Consider the following 22,931-nt stretch of genomic DNA (forward strand, 5'->3'; position numbering starts at 1 on the left):
CGAACGAGCGGGGGTTGGCGAAAGTGGCCGACCGCGGAAGGCGGCGTCAGCCTCGACAACACTCCTGACAACTCTTGATCACGAGAAAGAGTCTGCCACAGTCACGAACCGGTGACCAGGCTTTCCGCTCAGTCCGATTTTTATTGCCCACAGCCCTTATGCCGTATTTCGTGACCCGATGCCGGTCACGAAATACGGCGCAACTCATTCCAGGTCACATTCGGGCGAGCATTTCCTGACGCGGCCCGGCCAACCTCGGCGGTTCAGCGCCTTCCCGACCTTTCCTGCGGTCCGGCACGCCCGGTCGACGGTTTGTCCCCACCCGAGTCGGAGGCTTGCCTTGTCCGCGAAGGCGAACGCATCGAGGTCGCGCTCCAGATCCGCGTCGCGCGCAAGTGCGTCGTCGTGGTGGGCACGACCGTCCAGTTCTATGATCAGCCCCCACTCCGGGTATTCGACGTCGCGAAAACCTCGACGTCCGACACCGGTCTTCGACTGCCGGACCGACCGCGGCAGCCCGTGTGCGCGCTCCACATCGTGCAGGTACCGGTGCTCGAGCACCGAGCAGGCTCCGTCGCGCACATCTTCGAGGACGCCTTCGACGAATGCCCGACGAGGCATCCGCCGCCGGGCGCGTACCGCGGCGAGCAGTCGGTCCGGTGTCGTCAGACGCGACTGCACTGCCCCGGACAAACAGGCGACAACGGCGAACTCCGACGACGCTGTGGCCGCGACGTCGAGGACCGCGTGCTCAACTCGCACCCTCGGCGGATGGGTATGCATCACGACTCGCTCGTCCATGTGTCGGCTGTAGTGGATCACCATTCCCGGCTGTTTGGTAACCCGTCGATGCGCGTCGACAACGACGTGAATGGGCCCCGCGGACCGCTCACTGCGTACCGCCGACGACACGACCCGGATCGCCGATCCATGGCTCAACGCTGCGGGCCACGCATACAGAACCGCCGCCCATTCACGTTGACGCTGAGTGAGCGCGCCGGTATGACTCACGTACACCCCGGGAAACGCCGGCTTGGTATCCCCCGCAGTCCCCATCGCACAAGCGTGCGCGCCATCCGATCCCACTTCCAGCCGATCCGGCCGATTGTGGATAGATCCGCCGAATTCCACAATTCCGCCTTTCCTGACTCAATGCCGGTGACGCGCTACAACGCAACAAATGAACGTCATCTGGCCCGGAGGTGAACATGCGGGGTGTGCCGCGCATTACAGTTGCTGCCATGTCGAATCCCCTCTCACGTCGTCAGTTCCTGCGCGCGAGCGCCGCCACGGCCGGAGTCGTCGCCGCGGGCAGCGTGTTCGCCGGCCACGTGCACGCGAATCCGGCCGCGACGGCGAACACGTCGGGAACCACGTTGGCGCGGGTGGCGACACCCGGACGGGCCCGCAAGGGCGGCTACCGACCGCTGGTCGCAGGCCGGGGCTGGCCGCTGTTCATCCGGCAGGAACTCGCGACGGCGAAGTCGGGACGCGAGACCAAGCGCACGGCGCTGGCGTCGTTCGTGCAGCTCACGGACATGCACATCACCGACGTTCAGAGCCCGGCGCGCTTCGAGTACGTACACCCGATCCAGGGACCGGCGTTCCGGCCGCAGGAGGCGCTGGGCACGCAGGGCGCCGTCGCACTGATCAACCGCATCAACGACGTCGCCCGCGGGCCGTTCACCGGCCGCGCCTTCGACTGCGTGGTCTCGACCGGAGACAACACCGACAATCACGAGTCCATCGAGCTCGACTGGTTCCAGCACCTCCTCTCCGGCGGGACCGTGACGCCGAACACCGGTGCCAAGAATCGCTTCGAGGGCCTGCAGGCACTCGGCTCGTCGCTCTACTACCGGCCGGAACTGGACTCGTGGGACATCTACAAGGACCGCGGCTTCATTCAGATCCCCGGCCTGTTGCGCGCGGCCATCCGGTCCCACCGCAGCCCCGGCCTCAACACCCCCTGGTATGCGGTCTTCGGCAACCACGACGACCAGTTGCTCGGCACCGTTCCCAACAACATCGTGGACTGGCTGTACTACTCCGGCGTCAAGTACGACCTCCCCGACACCGACCCCACCGCCGTCGCGATCGGCCGCGCTCTGGGCAGCGACCCGACGGCGGTCGGCGCGCTGCTCGCGAAACTGCGCGTGACCGGCCCGGTGATCCCGGTGACCGCGGACGCACGTCGTCGTCCCGTGTCCCCGCGCGAGTTCGTTCGACGACACTTCGACCCGGGGATCACCGGCGCCGGCCCTGTCGGCCACGGCTTCAGCGACCCCGACGGCCCCACCTGGTATCGGTTCCGGATCGCCGACGGCGTGCTCGGCATCGCGCTGAACACCACCAACAGCATGGGGATCGCCGACGGTTCCATCAGCCGGCGTCAACTGGATTGGATGACGCGGACCATCGCCGCCAACCGCGACCAACACGTGATCGTGTTCAGCCACCACACCTCGTCGACGATGGGTGCCGCGTTGCCCAACCCGGAGACACCCGGCGAGCAACAGTACGACGGCGCCCACCTCGTCGCGCAACTGCACCGGCATCCGAACGTGATCGCGTGGGTCAACGGCCACACGCACAAGAACGAGATGATCGCGCATCGCGGCGTCACTGGCAAGCACAGCTTCTGGGAGATCAACACCGCCAGCCACATCGACTTTCCGCAGCTCGCCCGCATCTTGGAGGTGACCGACAACGGCGACGGCACCCTCAGCATCTTCACTCCGCTGATCGAGGCCGACAGTCCCTACACCGCCGACCCGTCGGACCTCTCCCAGCTCGGCCTGGCGAGCCTGTACCGCGAGCTCTCGTACAACGACATCCACCAGAACGACGACCTGCTCGGCAAGCCGAGCGACCGCAACTGCGAGTTGCTGCTGGCGAATCCGCTGCACTGAGATCGCTCCGTCCGGAGCCATGCCGTACTTTCGGTCCGGCATGGGTCACCAGCGCGGTCGCTGTACAAACGCATGGGAAATAGTTCACCCGTATAGTCGCGTTTGTATACTCGTCCCCGGGAAGAGGTGACGAGATGAGCGATCCACGGGCCGCCGACGGCGACTTGACCGCCAAGGCGAAGATCCGCAACGCGGCACTCGACATGTACGCCGCGCACGGCGAGGACCGGGTGTCGATGCGCGCGGTCGCCGCCGCGGCCGGAGTGACGGTCGGCCTCGTCCAACACCACTTCAAGACCAAAGACGGGCTGCGACGCGCCGTCGAAGAGCTGGTCGTCGACTATCACCGCACCGCGATCGCGAGCGTCCCCACCGGCGGCAGCCCCGCCCAGGTCGCGTCGGCTCGCGACGCCGCGGTGCGCGCGATGCTGACGGCCAATCCCGCCGTCATCGGCTATCTGCGGCGAGTCCTCCTGGACCCGAGCGTGGAGCAGACCCTCCTGAAGCAGCTCACCGAGCTGGCGCGCGACGAGGTCCGCAAGATGCGCGCGGCCGGGCTGGCGTCCACCCGACGCAGCGTCGCCGATCAGACCGTCGACATGATGGTTCGCAATCTGGGGCAGCTGTTTCTGCAACCGATGGTCGACGCGATGTGGGCGCAGCTGCGCAGCGAACCGGACGAGGCGGACGACGAGCCGAGGCCGTCTGCGGATACGCCGACCTGAGGCCTCGCTCAGTCGGCGCGAAGGGGCGGCGCCGCGTGCACGTACGAGGCCATGTGGACGCTCATGACCGGCTTGCCGTCCACCGTCAGCTCGCCGTCCACCTCGACGAGGGCGCGGTTGCGGTCGTCGAAGGCGACGTCGGTCACCGTCAGGCTGCCGGTGAGGGTGTCGCCGGGCCGGACCGGGCGCAGGAAGGCGACGTCGCGCATCGACTTGCCCGCGATGACCGCCCAGTGGTCGTAGACGTCGAGCACCGACAGCCGCTGCAGAATCGCGAACGTCTGCACGCCGCTGGCGATCAGACCGCCGTACACACCGGCGTCGGCGACGTCCTCATCGACGTGAAATCCCTGCGGATCCCAGCGCTCGGCGAAGGCGACGAGCTCCTCTTTGGTCAGCGTGAACTCGCTGAGCCCGAACACCTGCCCGGGCTCGATGTCGCGACCGTAGACGATCGGCCTCTGCTGGATCTCGGTGCTCACTGCCGTCCCTTTCCGACGCGGCGGCTGCGCTCGTACACGCGGCGGAGGCCGTCGAGCGCCAGATACTTGTGGTGCACCGTGACGGTGCGACATTCGTCGACCATCAACGGGGCCAGAAAACCGGTCGCGACCACGGAGACGTCGTCGCCGCCGAATCCGGGGACGTCGGCGCGAATGCGGTCGACGAGGCCGTCGACCTGACCCGCGAAGCCGTAGATGATCCCCGACTGCAGCGCTTCGACGGTGTTCTTCCCGATGACGCTGCGCGGCGGCATCAACTCCACTTTGCGGACCGTCACGGTGTGCTCGCTCAGCGCCTCGACCGCCAGGTTCACGCCGGGTGCGATCACGCCGCCGAGGAACTCCCCCTTCGCCGAGACCGCGTCGATGACGGTCGCCGTGCCGAACGCGACGACGATGCACGGCCCATCCGGATAGTTCTCATGCGCGGCCAGACAGTGCGCGACGCGGTCGGTGCCGACTTCCTTCGGATTGTCGACGAGCAGCGGCACACCGGTCCGGACGCCGGGTTCCAGCAGCACGTGCGGTCCGGGACCGAAGTAGCGGGGCGCCATCTCGCGCATCTCTCGCAGCAGCGACGGCACCGTCGACAGGCCCGCGACGGCCGTCACCTGCTCGATGTCGGGACCCAGCAGTCCGCGCAGTTGCAGCGCGAACTCGTCGGCCGTCATGTGCGGCTGAGTGTGGATGCGCCAGTCACGCACCAGGCGTGCGTGATCGCCAGAGCCCGCGAACACTCCGACGTGAATGTTCGTATTGCCGACGGTGACGGTGAGGAGCACGTCGTGGCAGCGATCAGACCGACGCGGTCGCCAGACCGCGGGGATCCTTGAGCCCGGAGCCCTCGGGGACGTCGGCGGGGTCGTCGCCGAGCGTCACCGGACGGTTGTCGGCGTCGACGAAGACGACGTGCGGCGAGTACTCGGCCAGCTCGGCCTCGTTCATGACGCCGTAGGCGATGATGATCACCAGGTCACCGGGGTGCACCAGATGCGCTGCCGCACCGTTGATGCCGATGACGCCGGTACCGCGCTCGCCGGCGATGGCGTAGGTCTCGAGCCGGTTGCCGTTGTTGATGTCGACGATGCAGACCTGCTCGCCCTCCATCAGGTCGGCGGCGTCGAGCAGGTCGGCGTCGATGGTCACCGATCCCACGTAGTGCAGATCGGCCTGCGTCACCGTCGCGCGATGAATCTTCGACTTCATCATGGTTCGGAACATTGTCGGTCACTCCTCTTCCGGAAGGGCTGCGTCGCCGGCAGTCGTCGAGTTGAAAGCGTTGTCGGTCAACTCCGCGACCGCGTCGGGGTCGCGGAGGTCGACGCCGATCAGGACGCCGACGTTGTCGATCAGTCGGGCCGGGCCGACGCGGGCGGCCACCAGCAGACGGCCGTCGCCGTGTTCGGGCGCCTCCTGCAATCCGCGTCCGCGAAGCTCGAGGTAGTCCACCTCGATCTGCGGCGCGGTGTCGAGCACTGCGCGGGCAGCGGCGATGATCGCGTCGCGGCCGCCCGCCGCGGCGTGTGTGCCCGCCAGCAGTGCAGCGGACAGGATGGTCGCAAGCTGCCGTTCATCGTCGGAGAGGTACCGATTGCGCGACGACAGCGCCAGCCCGTCGGCTTCACGCACGGTGGGGACGCCGATGATCTCGACGTCCATGTCGAGGTCGTGGACCATCTGGTTGATGAGGACCAGCTGCTGATAGTCCTTCTCGCCGAAGTACGCGGCGTGCGGCGCGACGATGTTCAGCAGTTTGTTGACGACGGTCAGCATCCCGGCGAAATGCGTGGGGCGGGCCGCGCCTTCGAGGATCGCGCCGGTCTCTCCCGGCGCAATCGTGGTGCGCGGTCCCGACGGGTACATGCCCGCTGCAGTGGGCGCGAAGACCAGTTCGACGCCGAGCGGTTCGAGCAGCGCGCAGTCGGCGTCGAAGGTGCGCGGGTACGCGTCGAGGTCTTCGCCCGCGCCGAACTGCAGCGGATTGACGAAGATCGAGACGATCACGACGTCGCACCGCAGCTTGGCGGTCCGCACCAACTGCAGATGCCCCTCGTGCAGGGCGCCCATGGTCGGCACCAGGCCGACACGCTTGCCCGCACTCCGCAGCGCCTTGGTGACGCGATGCAGGTCGGCGGGGTCGCGGTGCACGGTCAGTGCGCCGGGAGCATAGAGGGCAGATCCGGTCACGAGGAGGCCTCCAACAGTTCTCGTAGTTCTCTCCCGGCGCCGCTCTGCTCGGCGGCGCGCGCCGACAGCGCCCGGTACCCGCTGACCAGAGTGTGGTCGGGCAATGCGGACAGGGCCGCGAGATGACGGCGGACGGTCGCGGCGTCGTCGCGCGCCACCGGCCCGGTGAGAGCCTCCGGGCCCATCGCCAGGACGTTCTCCAGGGAGGCGCGCACCAGCGGCCCGAGGATGCGGGCGGCCACACCGGCATCGGGGCCGTCCACGGTGGCGGTCTCTCGACCCGTCCCGTCCGGTCCAGCGATCGCGGCGTCGAGCGCGGCGACGGCGTCGGTGATCAGTGCGATCAGATTGTTGGCTCCATGCGCGAGAGCGGCGTGGTACAGCGTGCGGTCGGTCTCGGCGATCCGCACCGGAGTGCCGCCCATCTCCAGAACGAGCGAGGCGGCGATGGCGTCACCGATCTCGTCGGAGGAAGTGATGCCGAAGCACGACGCCGCCAGCCGGGCGGTGTCGTCGGACGTGCCGACGAAGGTCATGGCCGGATGCATGGCGACGGTCACCAGCCCCAGACGAGCGAGCGGTTCGAGGATCGCGACGCCATGCGCGCCCGCGGTGTGGGCGACGATGGTCCCGGGCCGCGGGCGGGCGGCAGCAACCTGGTCGATGACGGTCGGAAGTGCGGTGTCGGGGACGGCCAACAGCAGCAGCTGGGATTCGGCGACGACGCCGGGAAGTTCGAGGATGCGCGCCTGCGGCAGACGGGACGCTGCGCGGCCGACGGAGTGCGGGGAGCGTGCGCCGGCGGCGACGATGTGGTGACCGGCGGAAGCGAGTGCTTCGCCGAGTGCGGTGCCGACACGACCGGCCGAGATGATGCCGACGCGCAGACGCGCCGGCGCGATCGGTGAATTCACCGCCGTTCCTCCAATTCCGTTCCAGTCCCGTTGCTGGTGTCCTGGAGGACACCCGGGTACCAGACGTTCCTTCGCAAGGGTAGGCGCGCCCGTGTACTCGGGGCTACGCGGTGTGACAACTTTCACCGCCGAACACAGCACCACCGCCCGAATCCGACGTGGTGGATCAGGGCGGTGGTCTGGGGTCGGAGTGACCGGCCGTCATCAGTCGCGGCGGCGACGTCCGGACCGACCGGCGCCGTTGCCGGAGGCGGCGCGCAGTTGGCTCAGCAGTTCGCTCGCAGGCAGACCGGCCGAGTGGGCGCCGTCGTCGCCCTCCGGCGCGCCGCGGCGACCGCGCTCGGACGGCTCCGGCTCGGGCTGAGCCGGGAACGGACCGCTCTGCGGCGGTACCGGTGGCGGCTCGTAGGCCTGCGCGCCGTAGGCGGCGCGCTCGAACGAGCCGGTGTCGGGACCGCGCTGCGGCTCCACGTACTCGTGAGTGGGCTCGTCCTCGTGTTCGGCGACCGGCACCGCGCCGTCGTCCTCGGTCTCCGCAAGACCTTGGAGCGCCTGCGTCGCATAGTCGGCGGGGTCGTCGGTGACGACGGGGATGATCTCGGTGAGCTCGCTGGGGTCCACCTCTTCGGCGTCCTGCGGCTCGTCGGGCACATGGCGCCCGGGGTCGACCGGCGGCGCGGTGGTGGCGAAGTCACGCTCGGCGACCACCCGATCGTCGTCCACCGCCTGCGCATAGCCTGCACCGCTCAGACCCGAGCTCAGCTCGCGCGGACGGTCCAGACCGATGGCCGCACGCACATCGGGCAGCGGCTTGCCGAGCAGGTGCTCCAGGCTCGCGCGCAGCGCCAGCACCTGGGCCTTGAGCTCTTCCAGTTCAACGTTCGACTCGGCCGCGATCTCGTGACGGATCGCCGACTCGACGTCCGACTCGTACTGGCGGCGGGCCGCGATCTCCCGCTCCAACTGCAATTCGTACACCAGTCGGAGGTCGCGGCTGCGCGCCTCAGCGACGTCGGCCTGCCGCCGGTACTTGGTCACCAGGACCGCGCCGATCACCGCCGCCCACAGCGCGGCGATCACCGCGAGGGTCGCCTGAATGGAGAAGTCGTTGCCGAAGATCATCAGCAGACTCGCGACCAGTGCGAGCACTACCAACGATCCGATGAGCCATTGTCCGACCGAGGACGGTCGTTTGGTCGAGGCCTCTTCGGATCGTTCCTTAGTGGTCATGCAGGCAAACTTACCGCCCACGACGGCGCGTCCGGCGTCACCCCGTCACCGTGTCGGGATTCGACGTCTCACGCGGCGGACGGCGAACCGTCGGCCGCCGCATCCGGATTGTCCGGTGTGGGGTCATCGGGCGTTCGGCAGCAGTGCTCCAACCAGAGCGCCGCAGCGGCCAGCAGCAGGCCTCCGACGATCCCGATGATCGCGCCGGGACGATCGGCCCGAGCGACGTCGAGGATGCCGTTCTGCAGCAGGAAGATCAGGATTCCGGTCCACCCGCCCGCCGCGATCGCACCGAGGATCGCCGACGCCTTCGCCAGTGCCACCAGGCGCGCCGCGTTGATCGGGTGGAGTTTGCCCCCGGCGCCGACCTCGCGGTCGGCGATGCGTTTGCGGACGATGACGCCGATCCCGACTTCGAGCGCGGCGACGACGTAGAGCGAGACGCCCGCGAGCCACGGCAGGCTCGGGAAGGCACCGTAGTTGTAGCGGATGAGGATCCACAGGGCCAGCGCCGCCACTGCGGCGACGGCGATCAGGTCGCGGACACGGGTGGGGCCTAGTTTGTGCTCGTCGTCCGGAGTGGGCGAGCCGTTGGGGTGGGGTGCAGTCACGTCAGGGCCCCCGCGCGGCGCACGCCCGCCACATCGGCGGGCGCGAGATCGGCGATCAGGTCGGCGACCGGCCGCACCCCGTCCGGCGTCCACAGTCGCGCGTCGGGATCCACCTGCAGCCACGGGACCAGGACGAAGGCCCGCAGACGCGCCCGCGGATGCGGAAGCAGCAGCGTCTCGTCATCGGAGAGCACCGGCGTGCCGTCGATCTCGGCGGAGACGACGTCGACGTCGAGCGTCCGCGGTCCCCACCGCACCTCGCGCACCCGGTCGGCGGCGCGCTCGCACTCCCAGCACCACTCCAGCCACTCCCGCGGCGTCCGATCGCCGTCGGCGATCAGGGTGATGTTGGCGAAATCGTCCTGCTCCACCCCGCCCCACGGCGGCGTGGTGTAGACGTCCGACACGGCGCGGAGGTCGTCACCGAGGGCATCGACCACGGTCTGCAGATGTGCCCGCGTGTCCCCGATGTTCGAGCCGGCCGACAGCACCACCCGGCTGGTCACCGCGGCTGGTCCTGCCTCGCGGCCGCGATCGACGGCGTTTTGACCGACCGTCGGGTCACGACGGCGACGTCGTCGAAGGTCAGCGGAATCGGCGCGGACGGCTTGTGCACCGTCACCTCGACGGCGGAGATCCGTTCGTCGGTCATGACCGCGTCGGCGATCTCCGCGCCGACCGTCTCGATGAGATTGCGCGGCGCGCCTGCGACGATGTCGTGCGCCGTCTGCGCGAGGGCGCCGTAGTCGACGGTGTCGGCGAGGTCGTCGCTGGCGGCCGCCTGCTGCAGGTCGATCCACAGCGTGATGTCGATGAGAAAGTCCTGGCCGTCGCGCCGCTCGTGGTCGAAGACCCCGTGATTGCCGCGGACCCGCAATCCGCGCAGTTCGATTCGGTCAGCCATCGTCTCTGCCTCTCCGGCCTCCGCCGCGCCAGGCGGTGGCCACGTCGATCGCATCGCGGCTGGTCGCGACGTCGTGCACGCGGACGCCCCAGGCGCCGCCCGCCGCGGACAGCGCGGAGATCGCCGCAGTCGCCACTTCGCGGCCGGCCGGCGGGCGGTCGGTTCCCTCCGCCGCCAGCAGCGTACCGAGGAATCGTTTCCGTGACGCGCCGATCAACACCGGGAAGCCGAGCCCGACGAGGGTCGGCAGCGCGTGCAGCAACGCCCAGTTGTGGTCCGCCGTCTTCGCGAATCCCAACCCGGGGTCCAGCACGATCTGGTCGGGGTCGACGCCGGCGGCGACCGCGGCGTCCACCTGCCCCAGGAGTTCGCCCGAGACCTCGGCGACCACGTCGCGGTACCCGCCCGCGTCGTCGACCCGATGAGTGAAGTGCCGATCGTCGGTGGGACCGCTGCCCGCAGGCCGCCAGTGCATCAGAATCCACGGCACACCTGCGTCGGCGAGCACCCGCGCCATGTCGGCGTCGGCACGACCGCCGGAGACGTCGTTGATCAGCGCCGCCCCCTCGGCGAGAGCATCGGCGGCCACCGCCGCCCGCATCGTGTCGACTGAGACCCGGGCGCCCGCGGCCACGAGTTCGCGGATCACCGGGACCACTCGCGCCGACTCGGTGACGGGATCGACGCGGACCGCCCCGGGTCGGGTGGACTCGCCGCCGACGTCGATGATGTCGGCGCCCGCGGCCAGGAGCCGCAGACCGTGCTCGACGGCCTTGTCGGTCTGCAGGTAGCGGCCGCCGTCGGAGAACGAGTCGGCGGTCACGTTCAGCACGCCCATGACCAAGGTGCGCTCCTGACCGTCCCCGTGGGCCGTCACCGGGCGATCCGCGATCACCGGGTGATCAGGTCCAGCGCTTCGCCGCGGGAGACCGCACTGGTCTTGAACAACCCGCGCACCGCGGACGTGGTGGTCCGGGCGCCGGGTTTACGGATGCCGCGCATGGCCATGCACAGGTGCTCGGCCTCGATCACCACGATCACGCCGCGCGGATTCAGCTTCCGGACCAGCGCGTCGGCGATCTGACTGGTGAGCCGCTCCTGCACCTGCGGCCGCTTCGCATACAGGTCGACGACACGCGCCAGCTTCGACAGCCCGGTCACCTGACCGGTGGGGCCGGGGATGTAACCGACGTGCGCGACACCGTGGAACGAGACCAGATGGTGCTCGCAGGTCGAGTACATCGGAATGTCCTTGACCAGCACCAGCTCTTCGTGGTCCTCGTCGAAGACGGTCGCGAGCACCTCGTCGGGATCGCAGTACAGTCCCGCGAACATCTCCTCGTACGCTTTGGCGACCCGATGCGGCGTGCGCTGCAGGCCGGGGCGATCGGGGTCCTCGCCGACCGCGAGAAGCAGTTCGCGCACAGCGGCCTCGGCACGCGCTTGGTCGAACACCTTCGCCTCACCCGTGTTCGACACCATGAGGGCGTCGACTGCGTGATCCGTCGTCATGTCTCTGGTCTCCTTCACTGACCGTCGCGCGGCTCGTCCGCGGGCGGCCAGCCGGGGGCCGACCAGTCGCGCGGAGCGCCGTAGTCGGGACGGGTTCCATGGGTGGGCCCGCCCGTCGGCGCGCCACCATTGCGCTCCCCGGGTGTTCCCGGTTCGGGCTGCCCGTACTGGGGTTGGCCGTACTGGGGTTGACCGTAGTTCGGCTGACCCGGCTGCGGCTGACCGTAGGCAGGCTGCCCGTAGGGCTGACCATACTGGGGCTGGCCAGGCTGCGGCTGTCCGTACTGGGGTTGTCCAGGCTGGGGCTGTCCGGGCTGGGGCTGCGGGTGTTGGGGCTGCGGGTGGCCGTACTGCTGCGGCTGGTACTGTCCCGGACCGGTCTGCGGCGGCTGGCCGTAGGGCTGCGCGCTGTAATCAGCGACCGGGGCCGCAGGCACCGGCACCGGCTCTTCGACCGGAGGCCACGGCTCGCCGCGCTCCTTCGCGAGCTCGCCCGGCGTCTTGATCGGCGGCTTGTCGCTGGGAATGCGGTCGCCGAAGACATCGAACTGGGTGATGCGCGGCCGCTTGACCACCTCGTCGAGGATGGCCTCCAGATCCTTGCGGACCAGCGTCTCCTTCTCCAGGAGCTGGCCGGCGAGCACGTCCAGGACGTCGCGGTACTGATTGAGAATGGCCCACGCCTCGGTGTGCGCGGCCTCGATCAGGTTCCGGACCTCGTCGTCGATCTCTGCGGCGACGCCCGTCGAGTACTCCGGCGTGGAGCCCATGCCGCGGCCCAGGAACGGATCGCCCTGCTCCTGGCCGTAGCGCACGGCGCCCAGCTTGGCGCTCATGCCGTACTCGGTGACCATCGCGCGAGCGATCTTGGTCGCCTGATCGATGTCGGAGCTCGCACCGGTGGTCGGCTCGTGGAACACCAGTTCCTCGGCGGCACGACCGCCCATCGCCATCACCAGTCGCGCGATCATCTCCGACCGCGTCATCAGGTCCTTGTCCTGCTCCGGGACGGCGAGCGCGTGTCCGCCGGTCCGACCGCGGGCCAGGATGGTGACCTTGTAGATCGGATCCAGGTCGGGCATCGCCCAGGCGGCGAGCGTGTGCCCGCTCTCGTGGTACGCGACGACCTTCTTCTCGTGCTCGCTGATGACCCGCGACTTGCGGCGCGGACCGCCGACGACGCGGTCGACCGCTTCTTCGAGCGCTTCGCCGCTGATCACGGTCTTGTGCTCGCGAGCGGTGAGCAGCGCGGCCTCGTTGATCACGTTCGCGAGGTCGGCGCCGGACATGCCGGGGGTGCGCTTGGCCAGGCCGTCGAGGTCGGCGTCGGGCGCGATCGGCTTGCCCTTGGAGTGCACGTTGAGGATCGCCTTGCGGCCAGCGATGTCGGGGTTGGTGACCGGGATCTGGCGGTCGAAGCGGCCCGGACGCAGCAGCGCCGGATCCAGGATGTCGGGACGGTTGGTCGCCGCCATCACAATCACGCCGGAGCGGTCGCCGAAGCCGTCCATCTCCACCAGCAGCTGATTCAGGGTCTGCTCGCGCTCGTCGTGACCACCGCCCATGCCTGCGCCGCGCTGGCGGCCGACGGCGTCGATCTCGTCGACGAAGATGATGCACGGGCTGTTCTGCTTGGCCTGCTCGAACAGGTCACGCACTCGCGAGGCGCCCACGCCGACGAACATCTCGACGAAGTCTGAGCCGGAGATGGTGAAGAACGGAACGCCGGCCTCGCCTGCCACGGCTCGCGCGAGCAGCGTCTTACCGGTGCCGGGCGGGCCGTACAGCAGCACGCCCTTCGGGATCTTGGCGCCGAGCGCCTGATAGCGCGACGGGTTCTGGAGGAAGTCGCGGATCTCGTCGAGCTCCTCGACGGCCTCGTCGGCGCCCGCGACGTCGGCGAACGTCGTCTTGGGCATGTCCTTGGTGAGCTGCTTGGCCTTCGACTTGCCGAAGCCCATCACCCCGCCGCGACCGCCCTGCATCCGGCTCATCACGAACAGGAACAGACCGAACAGGATCACCATCGGGAGGATGAAGACCAGGATGGACTGCCAGATGCCGGAGTCTTTGGTGACGTTGGTCTGGTACTCGGCGCCGGTCTTGGTGACCGCGTCGAAGATCCGACTGGACACCTGCGCCGGATACTGCGTCTGGATCTTGGTGGCGTCCGAGCCGTCCACCTTGACCGGCGTCTTGAGCTCCACCCGGAGTCGCTGCTCCCGGTCGTCGATCTGAACCGACTTCACGTTCTTCGTGTTCAGCTGGGTCATGGCCACCGACGTGTCGACGTCGGTGTACTCGCGATCGGAACTCCGCAGCATCGAGAAACCCCAGATGGCGAACAGAATGACGGCCACGATGGCCAGATTCCGAATCAGTGTCTTGCGATTCATGCGTGCACGCGAGGGTGCGGGTCGGTGTGCTGGTGTTCCATCACACTTCCGCTCCCGTTGTCCTTCCCGTCGGCTCGGAATACGAGGCTACCTGTAGTGGGCCGCCGAACCGCCGTCGCCGCCTGTCCTCGCCCGGTGCCCGTCGACGACAGTCGTCGACTGACGGATCAACGTCGCGAGAGTCCGATTGGTTCCGCGGTGACTCCCAGTGGGACTCCCAGGGGATTCTCAGTGGGAATAGACCGACGGGTGGAGGCGCCCGACGTAGGGCAGATCGCGGTAGCGCTCGGCGAAGTCGAGGCCGTAGCCGACGACGAACTCGTTGGGGATGTCGAAGCCGACGTCCGAGACGTCCAGGGTCGCGCGGACCGCCTCCGGCTTGCGCAACAGGGTCACCACCTCCAGCGACCGCGGCGAGCGCGTCGCGAGGTTCTTGATGAGCCACGAGAGCGTGAGCCCGGAGTCGATGATGTCCTCGACGATCAACACATCGCGGTCGGTGATGTCGCGGTCCAGGTCTTTGAGGATGCGCACCACACCGGACGACGAGGTGGCCGAGCCGTAGCTGGAGACCGCCATGAACTCCAGCTGCGAGGGGATCTCCAGCGCCCGGGCGAAGTCGGTCATGAACATGACCGCGCCTTTGAGGACGCCGATCAGGACCAGGTCGTCGGGTGCGTTCCGGTACCGCTCGCTGACCGCGCGGGCCATCTCGACCGTGCGCGCCTGGATCTGGTCTTCGGTGATCAGGACTTCTTCGATGTCATCGCCATAGCAATCGCGCTCCACCCGTCTAGCTTCGCACGTCGCCCGTTCATCGCAAGCGCGGGTGCCGCCGCCTGGCGCTCCCGATCCTCCGAACAGTCCAATTTGTGCCGACATTTCTCTCGTGAACCCCATTCCGGCGAATAATTCGCATCACATGACTCGCGAGTAAGTCATTTATCTGAGATCTTTGATGGCGATTTGGTGTCGAGCCGATCACGTCTTGCTGATTTTTGAGAGGAACTTCATGTCTTTCCGCCACCTCATCCGCGGTGTGTTCATCACGCTGCTCGCGGTGCTGACGGCCCTGCCCTTCCTGGCGGCGCCGGTGAACGCGGCACCTGCGAAGGGCGCCCAGACGACCGCCGACGTCCAGCGCGGCGACGACAACGACGTCACGGTGAAGATCCACAACGGCAGCCTCGCCGTGAAGGACGGCGTTCTCGAGCTCCGCAACAACGCGGGCAAGGCCCTCGAGACCGTGCCGCTGACCTACACCGGTAAGGATGCGCGCACCTACCCGATCGACGCCACCGTGAAGAACAATGTCGCCACCCTGGTGCCGTCGACGGACGTGAAGCGCTCGGTCGACACTCCGAAGAGCGTGCTCGAGGCGGGTAAGACGACCGTCGCCAAGCAGAAGAAGCAGAAGGTGATCTGCGGCCCGCAGACCAAGAAGCAGCGCGACAAGGAAGCCCTGCAGACCCTGCAGGCCGAACTCGCTACCGCCGCCACCATCGGTGGCGTGGCCGGCGCAGTGATCGGGTTCATTCTCGGCCTCGGTCCCCTGTCACCCGTCGCAGGCCTCGCAGGTGCCGCAATCGGTGCCCTCGGCGGACTTGCCGGCGCAGCCATCAACGGAGCTTTCGCCCGTTACTTCGGCACCATCAACCAGAAGAAGTTCAAGCCGAAGACCTGCTACATCTAGGTCAGCGCGCCTCGCGCTTGATGTGAAGTTCCCGAGCCCGCCTCGTCACGACGAGGCGGGCTCGCTGGTCTCCGCCGACGGCGATGGGGCCCTGGCCGTGCCAGTCGGTGACCAGCGCGTCGACGGCCGAGACCACCCGGTACGACGGCTCCGCAGCACCGATCGAGAGCAGCCACGCGCGCAGCACCCGGGTCCGCAGGGCGGCGGGGGCATCATCGAGCGGCTCCAGGTCTAGCGTCCGGCCGTAGGCGCACTCCGCCAGCAGTTCCTCGGCAGGCGCGTCGAGCGCGTCGAGATCGTCCTGCAATTGGGTCGCGGTCCGCGCGAGGGCTTCGGCCACACCCCCGCCGAGGACGTCGTCGAGCAGCGGCAACACCTCGGAACGGACGCGGACCCGCGTGAAGCGCGGATCGTCGTTGTGCGGATCGTCCCAGACCGGCAGCTCCCACCCCGCGCAGGCCGCGCGGGTCTGCGCCCGCCTGATCCCGAGCAGCGGCCGTCCCCACGGGCGCGACCACGGTCGCATCCCGGCCAGCGATCGCGCCCCCGAGCCGCGACCAAGTCCCAGCAGCACGGTCTCCGCTTGATCGTCCAGGGTGTGGCCGAGCAGGACCGGACGCGCTGACCGCGCCTCGTCGAGTGCGGCGTACCGGGCCCGGCGGGCGGCGGCTTCGGTCCCGCCGGCACCGGTGACGGTCACGGCCCGGACCTCGGCGGTCGCCCCCAGCGAGCGCGCGGTCGCCGCGGCCCGATCGGCGACGCCGCCCGAGCCGTCCTGCAGCCGGTGGTCCACCACCACCGCATGCACCTCGAGCCCCGCACGGACCGCAGCCGCCGTGAGTGCGAGCGAGTCGGCGCCACCGGAGAGCGCCACGCAGACGCGGTCGGCGGGCGCATACTGCGCGGCGAAGGCGCGGACGGCGCCGATGATCGCGCGCTGCGCCTCGGCGCTCGCGTCCGAGGTCAGAGAACGCGCTCGATCCATGCGTCGGGAGTCCCGATCTCCGACATCAGCGGCATGGTCTCGGGCGAGGTCCAGACGGTGTTGAAGCGCTCCATGCCCACTGTGTCGACCACATGGTCCACAAAAGCCTTGCCGCGCACGTACTGCGCCATCTTGGCGTCCATGCCGATCAACGCGCGGATGAGCCGCTGGAGCGGATTCTTGGGGCCGTTACGACGCCGGTCGAAGGCGGCGCGAATCGATTCGACGCTCGGCACGTGTGCGGGGCCCACCGCGTCCATCACGTGGTCGGCGTGCCCTTCCAAGAGGGTGCCGAGCGCCAGGACGCGCTCGAAGGCCTCGAACTGCTCGGGCGACTGCAGCAGCTGCATCAGCCCGATGACGCCCTTCTCACGCGGCTTCCCGCTCCGCAGCCCCTCGGTGATGCGGCTGACGATCTCGGCGACGGAGTCGTCCTCGTCGCCGGTCAGCGCGCCCACGTTGGACCGCATGTACTCCGCCAGCCACGGGTTGGCGGAGAACTGGACGCGGTGGGTCACCTCGTGGAGGCACACCCACAGGCGGAAGTCCGACGGGTCGGCCCGGAGCGCACGCTCCACCGCGATGATGTTCGGCGACACCAGCATCAGGACACCGTCCTGACCGGTCTCCGGGTCCACCGAGAACGGGTCGTACTGGCCGAGGATCGCGCTCGACAGGAACGCGAGGAGACCGCCTGCCTGCACGCCGGCCACCTTGCCGGTGAAGCCGGTGCCGGTCCGGCGTGCATCGGCGCCCGCAGCGCCGTCGTCGACGCCGTCATCGCCGGATTCCGTCGGCGCCGGACCGAGCATGGCGGGCATCGACCGGGTCGCGGCATCGATCCACCCCGACCGGTCCAGAATCTGCGCGGTCGGGACGGCGAGGCCGTCGGCCAGGCCGGTCACCTCCCGCACGGGCCCCTCCGCCCGGACGGCGGCGTCGAGCAGTTCGGCGCGGGCGCGGTCGGCGGTGTAGCGGGTCACCCGCGGTCCGGGTCGCGCGATGCGCTTGCCGACCGAGGCGGCCAGTCCCCAATCGATGTTCTCGACGGGCGTGGAGTCCACGTCAGCGACGGTATCCAAATCGTTCATCCTTCCGAGTCGGTCAGTCGCGGCAGCCGCAGTCGCGTAGCGCGCCGACCACTGCGTCGACGGCGGGTCGTGCGTCTTCGGGCGAGGTGCCGCCGGAGATCATGGCGAACGCCAGCACCCGGCCGTCGACGGTCTGCACCACTCCGGTCAACGAACTGACGCCGGTGAGTGTTCCGGTCTTGCCGCGCACCCACCCGGCGCCGGGTGTCCGGTCGGGGTCGAAGCGATCGGCGAGCGTGCCGGTTCCCGCCGCGACCGGCAGCGAATCGAGCAGCGACCGCAGCTTAGGATGGCCGTCGTCTGCGGCAGCCGTCATCAGCGCGTCCAGCAGCGATGCCGGGACGCGATCCGAGTACGAGATGCCCGACGAGTCCACCAGGGTCGCCGCATCGGCGTCGAAGCCGTTCTTCCGCAGCGTCGTCAGGACGGCCTCGGCTCCGCCGGCAATGCTCGCCTCACCGCCGGTGGCGCGGGCGAGTTCGATCGCGAGGGATTCGGCGAGCACGTTGTCGCTGAACCGCATCATGTCGCCGACCCGCACCGTGAGCGGTGCCGACGAGACCTGGGCGATCGTCGGCGCCCCGGATGGCGCCGGCGCGTTCTCCACCTCGCTGTTGACCCCGAGCTCGCTCGCCAGGGCCCGGCCGGCGTCGAGGGCGGGCTCGGTGGTGCGCGGCGAATACTCCTCGGCGGGCTTGAGCCGACCGCCGTCGACCATCAGCGACTCGATGGGGGCGATGTCGCCGCCCTCGATGTCGCCGCGGTCCCAACTCTTCGCCATGGTCGGGCCGGTGAACAGCGAGGTGTCCACCGCCACCGACGTGACCGTCTTCCCCGACTTCTTGATCTGGTCGACGAGGTCGTCGATCCGGGCGGGGTCGGAGTAGAACGAGCGCTCCCCGTCCGGGATGGAGGTGAGGGTCGGGTCGCCCGCGCCGACGAGGATCGCGCGGCCGCTCGGCTCCAGAACCACCTTGGTGGTCAGGCGATCGTTGTGCGGGAGCGCCAGCAGGACGGCCGACGCGGTGAGGATCTTGGCGTTCGATGCGGGTACCCGAGGCTGATCGGCCCCCCTCGACCACAGGACCTTCCCGGTCAGCGGATCGGTGACCTGCCCGGTCAGCTTGCCGAGCGCGGGATCCTTCAACGGCGCGGCGAGCGCCTTCGCCACCCCCGCGGCCGTCGGCGCCGGAGCGTCTTTCCGCACGGCGACGATGCTGGGATCCACCGAGGTCAACGCGGGCTGCGCGGGCGTGCCCGCGGGGATCGGATCTGCGCGATTCTGGTAGAGCCACCACCCCACACCCGCACCGGCAGCCAGCAGGACCACCAGCACGACGATCAGGAACCACCGCAGGACTCTGCGCGTCCGACTGACTGCTGGACGTGTCGGCTGGGCCACATGTACTCCGGTCTGGGGGCGGCGAGGGACGACCTTAACAGTATCCTTGACAGCCGACGAAGCAATTCTTGACAAGTCATCGCAGCTAGCAGGAGGCAGCATGGAGTTTGAGGTCACCATCGAGATTCCCAAGGGTGGTCGTAACAAGTACGAGATCGACCACGAGAACGGGAAGATCTACCTGGATCGCTACCTGTACACGCCGATGGGGTACCCGGCCGACTACGGCTACATCGACCACACCCTCGGCGAGGACGGCGATCCGTTGGACGCGATGGTGCTGCTCCCCGAGTCGGTGTTCCCCGGCGTCATCGTGAAGGCTCGCATCGTCGGCATGTTCACCATGACCGATGAGGCAGGCGGCGACGACAAACTGCTCGCCGTTCCGGCAGGCGACCCCCGCTGGGACCACGTCCAGGACATCACCGATGTGAGCGACTTCGAACTCAAGGCCATCGCGCACTTCTTCGAGCACTACAAGGATCTGGAGCCCGGCAAGGAAGTCACCGCGGGCGGCTGGGTCGGCAAGGACGAGGCCGCCAAGGTCGCGCAGGCCGCCGTCGACCGCTACCAGGGCTGACGTCCGCAGCGGGTCGTACCGACACCTCGCGAAGCCTCCACCGCTGTTCTGCGGTGGAGGCTTCTGCTGTCTCGGTCGCAGTTTCATTCACCCGATCGAGGATGTCTGCTCGGTACGGTCTAATGGGTACAGACGAACAAATACGAACAGACGAAGCGATCGGGCCATGACACGGTCCGACGGTGACAACGCAGGAGTGCATATGGGAATCATGGCCAAGATGCGCGGCGAGCTCGTCGACATCATCGAGTGGATCGACGATTCGCGGTCCACCCTCGCCTGGCGCTTTCCGCGATACAACAACGAGATCAAGAACGGCGCCGAACTGATCGTCCGTGAAGGACAGCAGGCCGTCTTCGTCTATCGCGGGCAGTTGGCCGACCAGTTCGGTCCCGGCCACTACCAGCTGACCACCGAGGCGCTGCCGATCATGAGCACGCTGCAGGGCTGGAAGCACGGCTTCAACAGCCCGTTCCGCAGCGAGGTGTACTTCGTCAACCGCCGCCCGGTCACCGACCTGCGGTGGGGGACGCCGAACCCGATCACGCTCCGCGATCCCGATTTCGGCATGGTGCAGGTCCGCGCCAACGGCCTGTGCGTCATCCGCATCGCCGACCCGGAGATCTTCCTGCGCGAGGTGATCGGCACCGACAGCCAGGTCGATTCCGACGAGATCGCCGAACTGCTGCGCCGGGTGATCGCCACCGCGTTCTCAGACATGATCCTGGAGACCGGTGTCGGCGCCATCGATCTGCAGGGCAAGCAGGGCGAGCTGAGCCAGAAGTTGCGCGAGTACGTCCAGACGCGGGTCGACGACGAATTCGGCCTCTCGGTCGAATCGATCGAGATGACCATCTCACTGCCGGACGAGATCACGGCCGCCATGACCCGCGGCGTCGCCCGCGGTGTGGAAGAGCGCGGCTTCACCCAGAACGTCGGCGACATGCAGCGTTTTCAGCAGGGACGCGCCGCCGATGCGATGCTCGCCGCCGCGCAGAACCCCGGCGGTTCCGCAATGGGCGATCTGATGGGCGCAGGCATGGGCATGGCGATGGCGAACCAGATGGCCGGTCAGTTCGGTCAGGCGGGCAATGCCCCCGCGCAGACGCCGCCCCCGGTTCCGGCGGCACCGGTGTTCCACATCGCGCAGAACGGCGGCGCAGCGGGACCGTACCCGGTGGAGCAGTTGCGCGGCGTGATCACCGCGACCACCCTGGTCTGGGCGCCGTCGCTGCCCGCATGGACCCCGGCAGGCGAGGTGCCCGCACTGGCCTCGCTGTTCGCTCCGACCCCACCGCCCCTGCCGCCGCAGACGCCGCCCGCACCGCCTGCTCCGCCTGCCGACTAGCGCACCCCCGTCCCCTCGTATCGCGGAGTACTTCGATGACGCAGCCGCCCGGCGATCCCCATCCCCCGGTCCCACCTCCCCTGCCCGACACCGCTGGGCCCACCGCGCCACGATCAGCGGCACCGCCGCCGCTGCCGTCGCAGGCTGCGCCGCCGCCGGTTCCGCAGTCGTCCCCGGTTCCGCAGCCGCCGATCTCGCAGTCGTCGACGCCGGACATCGAGGCAGTACCCCGGGCGCCGCGCGCGTCGGACCGTGCCATGCTGCATGTCACCGAGCAGACGCGGACCTATCCGTGCGGGTCGTGCGGGGCGGCGCTGGCGTTCAATCCGGATCAGCAGAACCTGGCCTGCGGGTCGTGCGGGACCACCTACCCGATCATCATCGATCCGCAGGCGACCCTGTCCCGCCACGACCTCCAGAGCACGGTGCAGGAGATCCGCGCGCTCATCCCGACGGGGCAGGAGGGCAATGAGCACGAGGTGATCTGCCAGTCGTGCGGCGGGCGGACCATTTTCAACGGCACCCTCACCGCCACGCGGTGCCCATACTGCGCCACCCCGATCCAGCGCACCGACATCCAGGACTCTCCCGAGCGGTTGGCCGTCGACGGCATCCTGCCGCTGCGCGTGTCGGAGGACCATGCCCGCACCGAGATCAGCAACTGGATCAACAGCCGCTGGTTCGCCCCGAGCGAGTTCAAGAAGTATCGAACACTCGGCTCGTTCACCAGCGTGTACATGTCGTACTTCACCTACGACGCCGACACGGTGACGCAGTACCGCGGCCGACGGGGCGACAACTACACGGTGGTCGTCGGATCCGGCGAAGACCGGCGCACCGAGACCCGCATCCGCTGGCGATCGGTGCGCGGCACCGTCGCCAACCGCATCCGCGATCTTCCGGAGAACGCGAACACCGGCTTCGACGCCAAACGGGTCCGCGAACTGGAGCCGTGGCCGATGGAGCAGGTGACGCCGTACAAGCCGGAGTTCGTCGCCGGGCACCTGTCACGAACCTACGACAACGATCCGATGCAGGTCTTCACTGCCGCCGCGCGACCGCGGATCGACAGCATGATCGAGTCGACCATCCGCGCCGACATCGGCGGCGACCACCAGCAGATCACCAGCAAGCAGACCAATTTCTCGCTGCTGCAATTCATGTACGTGCTGCTGCCGCTGTGGCTGCTGACGGTGAGCTTCGAAAGCCGTCCGTTCCAGGTGTTCGTGAACGGTCTCACCGGCGAAGTTCAGGGGCAACGGCCGTGGAGCAAGGTCAAGATCATCGCTGCGAGCGTGGCGGTACTGATCGTCGTCGCCGTCATCGCCTACTTCGTCTGGAGAAGTTGACATGGGTCTGATCATCATCATCGTGCTTCTGATCGGACTGTTGGTCGTGGCAGGCGTGGGGATCGGCGCCCTAGCGCTGGCCCGCTCGTCGAGCAAGGCAGCGAAGCAGAACGCCGCGATTCCGGGCGTCGACGTCGCAGTGCCCCAGGAGTGGGCGCTGGGCCACGATCCCGAGGCCCGTCTGCATCGCCGCATCGCGACGGCCGTCGCCTCGCTCGACAACACCATCGGTCAGGCGGGCGTGGCGGACCTCGAGACCCGTGCCGGTCTGCTGAACGACGCGGCCGACCTCGATCGGAAACTCGTCGCGATCTGGTCGTTGCCGCGGCAGGCCAAGCCCGCCGCGCTCGCCGAGGTGGAGCCCCGCATCGCCGCGTTGGAGTCGGCGTCGACCGCCCAGGTGCTGAATCCGGATGCCGGATCGAGCACTCCCCGGCTTCCCGAGATGCCGCCGATCCCCCCGCTGCCGCCGATCGCGGCCGAGCCGCCTGCCGCGGCGCCCCGGCAGGAGCCCGAACAGCCCGCGTGACGCCCGCGGGCGCAGGCTGAAGAACGTTCGTTGGATCTGGGCCCTGTGGGGGCTCAGATCCAA

The 22,931-nt window shown here is 68.6% G+C and carries 24 protein-coding genes; 7 read left to right on the forward strand and 17 right to left on the reverse strand.

The genetic code is table 11. From position 1 onward, the window contains the following. Positions 1 to 204 precede the first annotated feature (204 nt). Entirely contained in the window at positions 205 to 1,056 is an 852-nt protein-coding gene (locus tag GH2_RS07615; RefSeq protein ID WP_239588418.1) for a putative endonuclease domain-containing protein, read from the reverse strand. A gap of 185 nt (positions 1,057 to 1,241) precedes the next feature. Here GH2_RS07615 and GH2_RS07620 point away from each other — a divergent pair, with 185 nt between their 5' ends. Both GH2_RS07620 and GH2_RS07625 read left to right on the forward strand, forming a co-directional pair. Continuing rightward, the gene (locus GH2_RS07620; protein ID WP_066165318.1) at positions 1,242 to 2,909 is read left to right on the forward strand and encodes a TIGR03767 family metallophosphoesterase; all 1,668 of its coding nucleotides are present in this window, start codon (positions 1,242 to 1,244) and stop codon (positions 2,907 to 2,909) included. A gap of 134 nt (positions 2,910 to 3,043) precedes the next feature. After that, on the forward strand, positions 3,044 to 3,634 hold the full coding sequence (locus GH2_RS07625; RefSeq protein WP_066165321.1) for a TetR/AcrR family transcriptional regulator: 591 nt from the start codon (positions 3,044 to 3,046) through the stop codon (positions 3,632 to 3,634). Between the two features lie 8 nt (positions 3,635 to 3,642). Here the strand turns inward: GH2_RS07625 and GH2_RS07630 are convergent, their stop codons facing one another. The 13 genes from GH2_RS07630 to hpt all read right to left on the reverse strand — a co-directional run bounded on the left by GH2_RS07630 (position 3,643) and on the right by hpt (position 14,680). After that, the gene (locus GH2_RS07630) at positions 3,643 to 4,116 is read right to left on the reverse strand and encodes a MaoC/PaaZ C-terminal domain-containing protein (protein ID WP_066165324.1); all 474 of its coding nucleotides are present in this window, start codon (positions 4,114 to 4,116) and stop codon (positions 3,643 to 3,645) included. After that, positions 4,113 to 4,919 carry a type III pantothenate kinase gene (locus GH2_RS07635; RefSeq protein WP_066165327.1) on the reverse strand — a complete coding sequence of 269 codons (807 nt, stop codon included), beginning with the start codon at positions 4,917 to 4,919 and terminating at the stop codon, positions 4,113 to 4,115. Before GH2_RS07635 ends, GH2_RS07630 begins: the two co-directional genes overlap by 4 nt. Positions 4,920 to 4,932: 13 nt before the next feature. Next, positions 4,933 to 5,358 carry an aspartate 1-decarboxylase gene (gene panD, locus GH2_RS07640; RefSeq protein ID WP_066165330.1) on the reverse strand — a complete coding sequence of 142 codons (426 nt, stop codon included), beginning with the start codon at positions 5,356 to 5,358 and terminating at the stop codon, positions 4,933 to 4,935. A 6-nt stretch (positions 5,359 to 5,364) separates the two neighbouring features. Next, a complete protein-coding gene (gene panC / locus GH2_RS07645) occupies positions 5,365 to 6,324 on the reverse strand; it encodes a pantoate--beta-alanine ligase (protein ID WP_066165333.1) in 960 nt (319 codons plus the stop codon). Then, positions 6,321 to 7,238 carry a Rossmann-like and DUF2520 domain-containing protein gene (locus tag GH2_RS07650; RefSeq protein ID WP_066165335.1) on the reverse strand — a complete coding sequence of 306 codons (918 nt, stop codon included), beginning with the start codon at positions 7,236 to 7,238 and terminating at the stop codon, positions 6,321 to 6,323. Before GH2_RS07650 ends, panC begins: the two co-directional genes overlap by 4 nt. Positions 7,239 to 7,442: 204 nt before the next feature. Beyond that, the gene (locus tag GH2_RS07655; RefSeq protein WP_066165338.1) at positions 7,443 to 8,468 is read right to left on the reverse strand and encodes a DUF6779 domain-containing protein; all 1,026 of its coding nucleotides are present in this window, start codon (positions 8,466 to 8,468) and stop codon (positions 7,443 to 7,445) included. Between the two features lie 68 nt (positions 8,469 to 8,536). Beyond that, a complete protein-coding gene (locus GH2_RS07660; RefSeq protein WP_066165341.1) occupies positions 8,537 to 9,079 on the reverse strand; it encodes a DUF3180 domain-containing protein in 543 nt (180 codons plus the stop codon). Further along, complete coding sequence (folK, locus tag GH2_RS07665; RefSeq protein ID WP_066165344.1) at positions 9,076 to 9,585, reverse strand: 2-amino-4-hydroxy-6-hydroxymethyldihydropteridine diphosphokinase; 510 nt, start codon at positions 9,583 to 9,585, stop codon at positions 9,076 to 9,078. The genes GH2_RS07660 and folK overlap by 4 nt, the downstream gene beginning before the upstream one ends. Then, positions 9,582 to 9,983 carry a dihydroneopterin aldolase gene (folB, locus tag GH2_RS07670; protein ID WP_066165347.1) on the reverse strand — a complete coding sequence of 134 codons (402 nt, stop codon included), beginning with the start codon at positions 9,981 to 9,983 and terminating at the stop codon, positions 9,582 to 9,584. The genes folK and folB overlap by 4 nt, the downstream gene beginning before the upstream one ends. Further along, positions 9,976 to 10,821 (reverse strand): dihydropteroate synthase, encoded by an 846-nt coding sequence (gene folP / locus GH2_RS07675; RefSeq protein WP_066165536.1) that lies wholly within the window; start codon positions 10,819 to 10,821, stop codon positions 9,976 to 9,978. Before folP ends, folB begins: the two co-directional genes overlap by 8 nt. A 53-nt stretch (positions 10,822 to 10,874) precedes the next feature. Next, positions 10,875 to 11,495: a GTP cyclohydrolase I FolE gene (gene folE, locus GH2_RS07680; RefSeq protein ID WP_066165349.1), complete on the reverse strand. Its 621-nt coding sequence runs from the start codon at positions 11,493 to 11,495 to the stop codon at positions 10,875 to 10,877. A 14-nt stretch (positions 11,496 to 11,509) separates the two neighbouring features. Next, entirely contained in the window at positions 11,510 to 13,891 is a 2,382-nt protein-coding gene (gene ftsH, locus GH2_RS07685) for an ATP-dependent zinc metalloprotease FtsH (RefSeq protein ID WP_066165352.1), read from the reverse strand. 228 nt (positions 13,892 to 14,119) lie between these two features. Beyond that, on the reverse strand, positions 14,120 to 14,680 hold the full coding sequence (gene hpt, locus GH2_RS07690) for a hypoxanthine phosphoribosyltransferase (RefSeq protein ID WP_066165355.1): 561 nt from the start codon (positions 14,678 to 14,680) through the stop codon (positions 14,120 to 14,122). A gap of 223 nt (positions 14,681 to 14,903) precedes the next feature. Between hpt and GH2_RS07695 the strand changes: the two genes are divergently transcribed. Continuing rightward, on the forward strand, positions 14,904 to 15,584 hold the full coding sequence (locus GH2_RS07695) for a DUF8020 domain-containing protein (RefSeq protein WP_066165358.1): 681 nt from the start codon (positions 14,904 to 14,906) through the stop codon (positions 15,582 to 15,584). Between the two features lies 1 nt (position 15,585). Here GH2_RS07695 and tilS read toward each other — a convergent pair whose 3' ends face one another. From tilS to dacB, 3 genes are read right to left on the reverse strand one after another with little or no spacing between them, the layout of a single operon-like run. Next, a complete protein-coding gene (gene tilS / locus GH2_RS07700) occupies positions 15,586 to 16,569 on the reverse strand; it encodes a tRNA lysidine(34) synthetase TilS (protein ID WP_066165361.1) in 984 nt (327 codons plus the stop codon). Then, positions 16,548 to 17,660 carry a zinc-dependent metalloprotease gene (locus tag GH2_RS07705; protein WP_066165364.1) on the reverse strand — a complete coding sequence of 371 codons (1,113 nt, stop codon included), beginning with the start codon at positions 17,658 to 17,660 and terminating at the stop codon, positions 16,548 to 16,550. The genes tilS and GH2_RS07705 overlap by 22 nt, the downstream gene beginning before the upstream one ends. Positions 17,661 to 17,673: 13 nt before the next feature. Next, positions 17,674 to 19,062 (reverse strand): D-alanyl-D-alanine carboxypeptidase/D-alanyl-D-alanine endopeptidase, encoded by a 1,389-nt coding sequence (gene dacB / locus GH2_RS07710; protein WP_066165367.1) that lies wholly within the window; start codon positions 19,060 to 19,062, stop codon positions 17,674 to 17,676. Between the two features lie 100 nt (positions 19,063 to 19,162). Between dacB and GH2_RS07715 the strand changes: the two genes are divergently transcribed. The 4 genes from GH2_RS07715 (at position 19,163) to GH2_RS07730 (ending at position 22,868) form a co-directional block, all read left to right on the forward strand. Continuing rightward, entirely contained in the window at positions 19,163 to 19,642 is a 480-nt protein-coding gene (locus GH2_RS07715; protein WP_066165375.1) for an inorganic diphosphatase, read from the forward strand. A 202-nt stretch (positions 19,643 to 19,844) separates the two neighbouring features. Then, positions 19,845 to 20,990, forward strand: coding sequence for an SPFH domain-containing protein (locus tag GH2_RS07720; protein ID WP_066165377.1), 1,146 nt, complete (start codon positions 19,845 to 19,847; stop codon positions 20,988 to 20,990). A gap of 35 nt (positions 20,991 to 21,025) precedes the next feature. Beyond that, entirely contained in the window at positions 21,026 to 22,339 is a 1,314-nt protein-coding gene (locus GH2_RS07725) for a TFIIB-type zinc ribbon-containing protein (RefSeq protein ID WP_084247359.1), read from the forward strand. Between the two features lies 1 nt (position 22,340). Then, on the forward strand, positions 22,341 to 22,868 hold the full coding sequence (locus GH2_RS07730; protein WP_066165380.1) for a hypothetical protein: 528 nt from the start codon (positions 22,341 to 22,343) through the stop codon (positions 22,866 to 22,868). Positions 22,869 to 22,931 lie beyond the last annotated feature (63 nt).

It is taken from the genome of Gordonia hydrophobica NBRC 16057, assembly GCF_001592365.1.
In the GTDB taxonomy this organism is placed as follows: Bacteria; Actinomycetota; Actinomycetes; order Mycobacteriales; family Mycobacteriaceae; genus Gordonia; species Gordonia hydrophobica.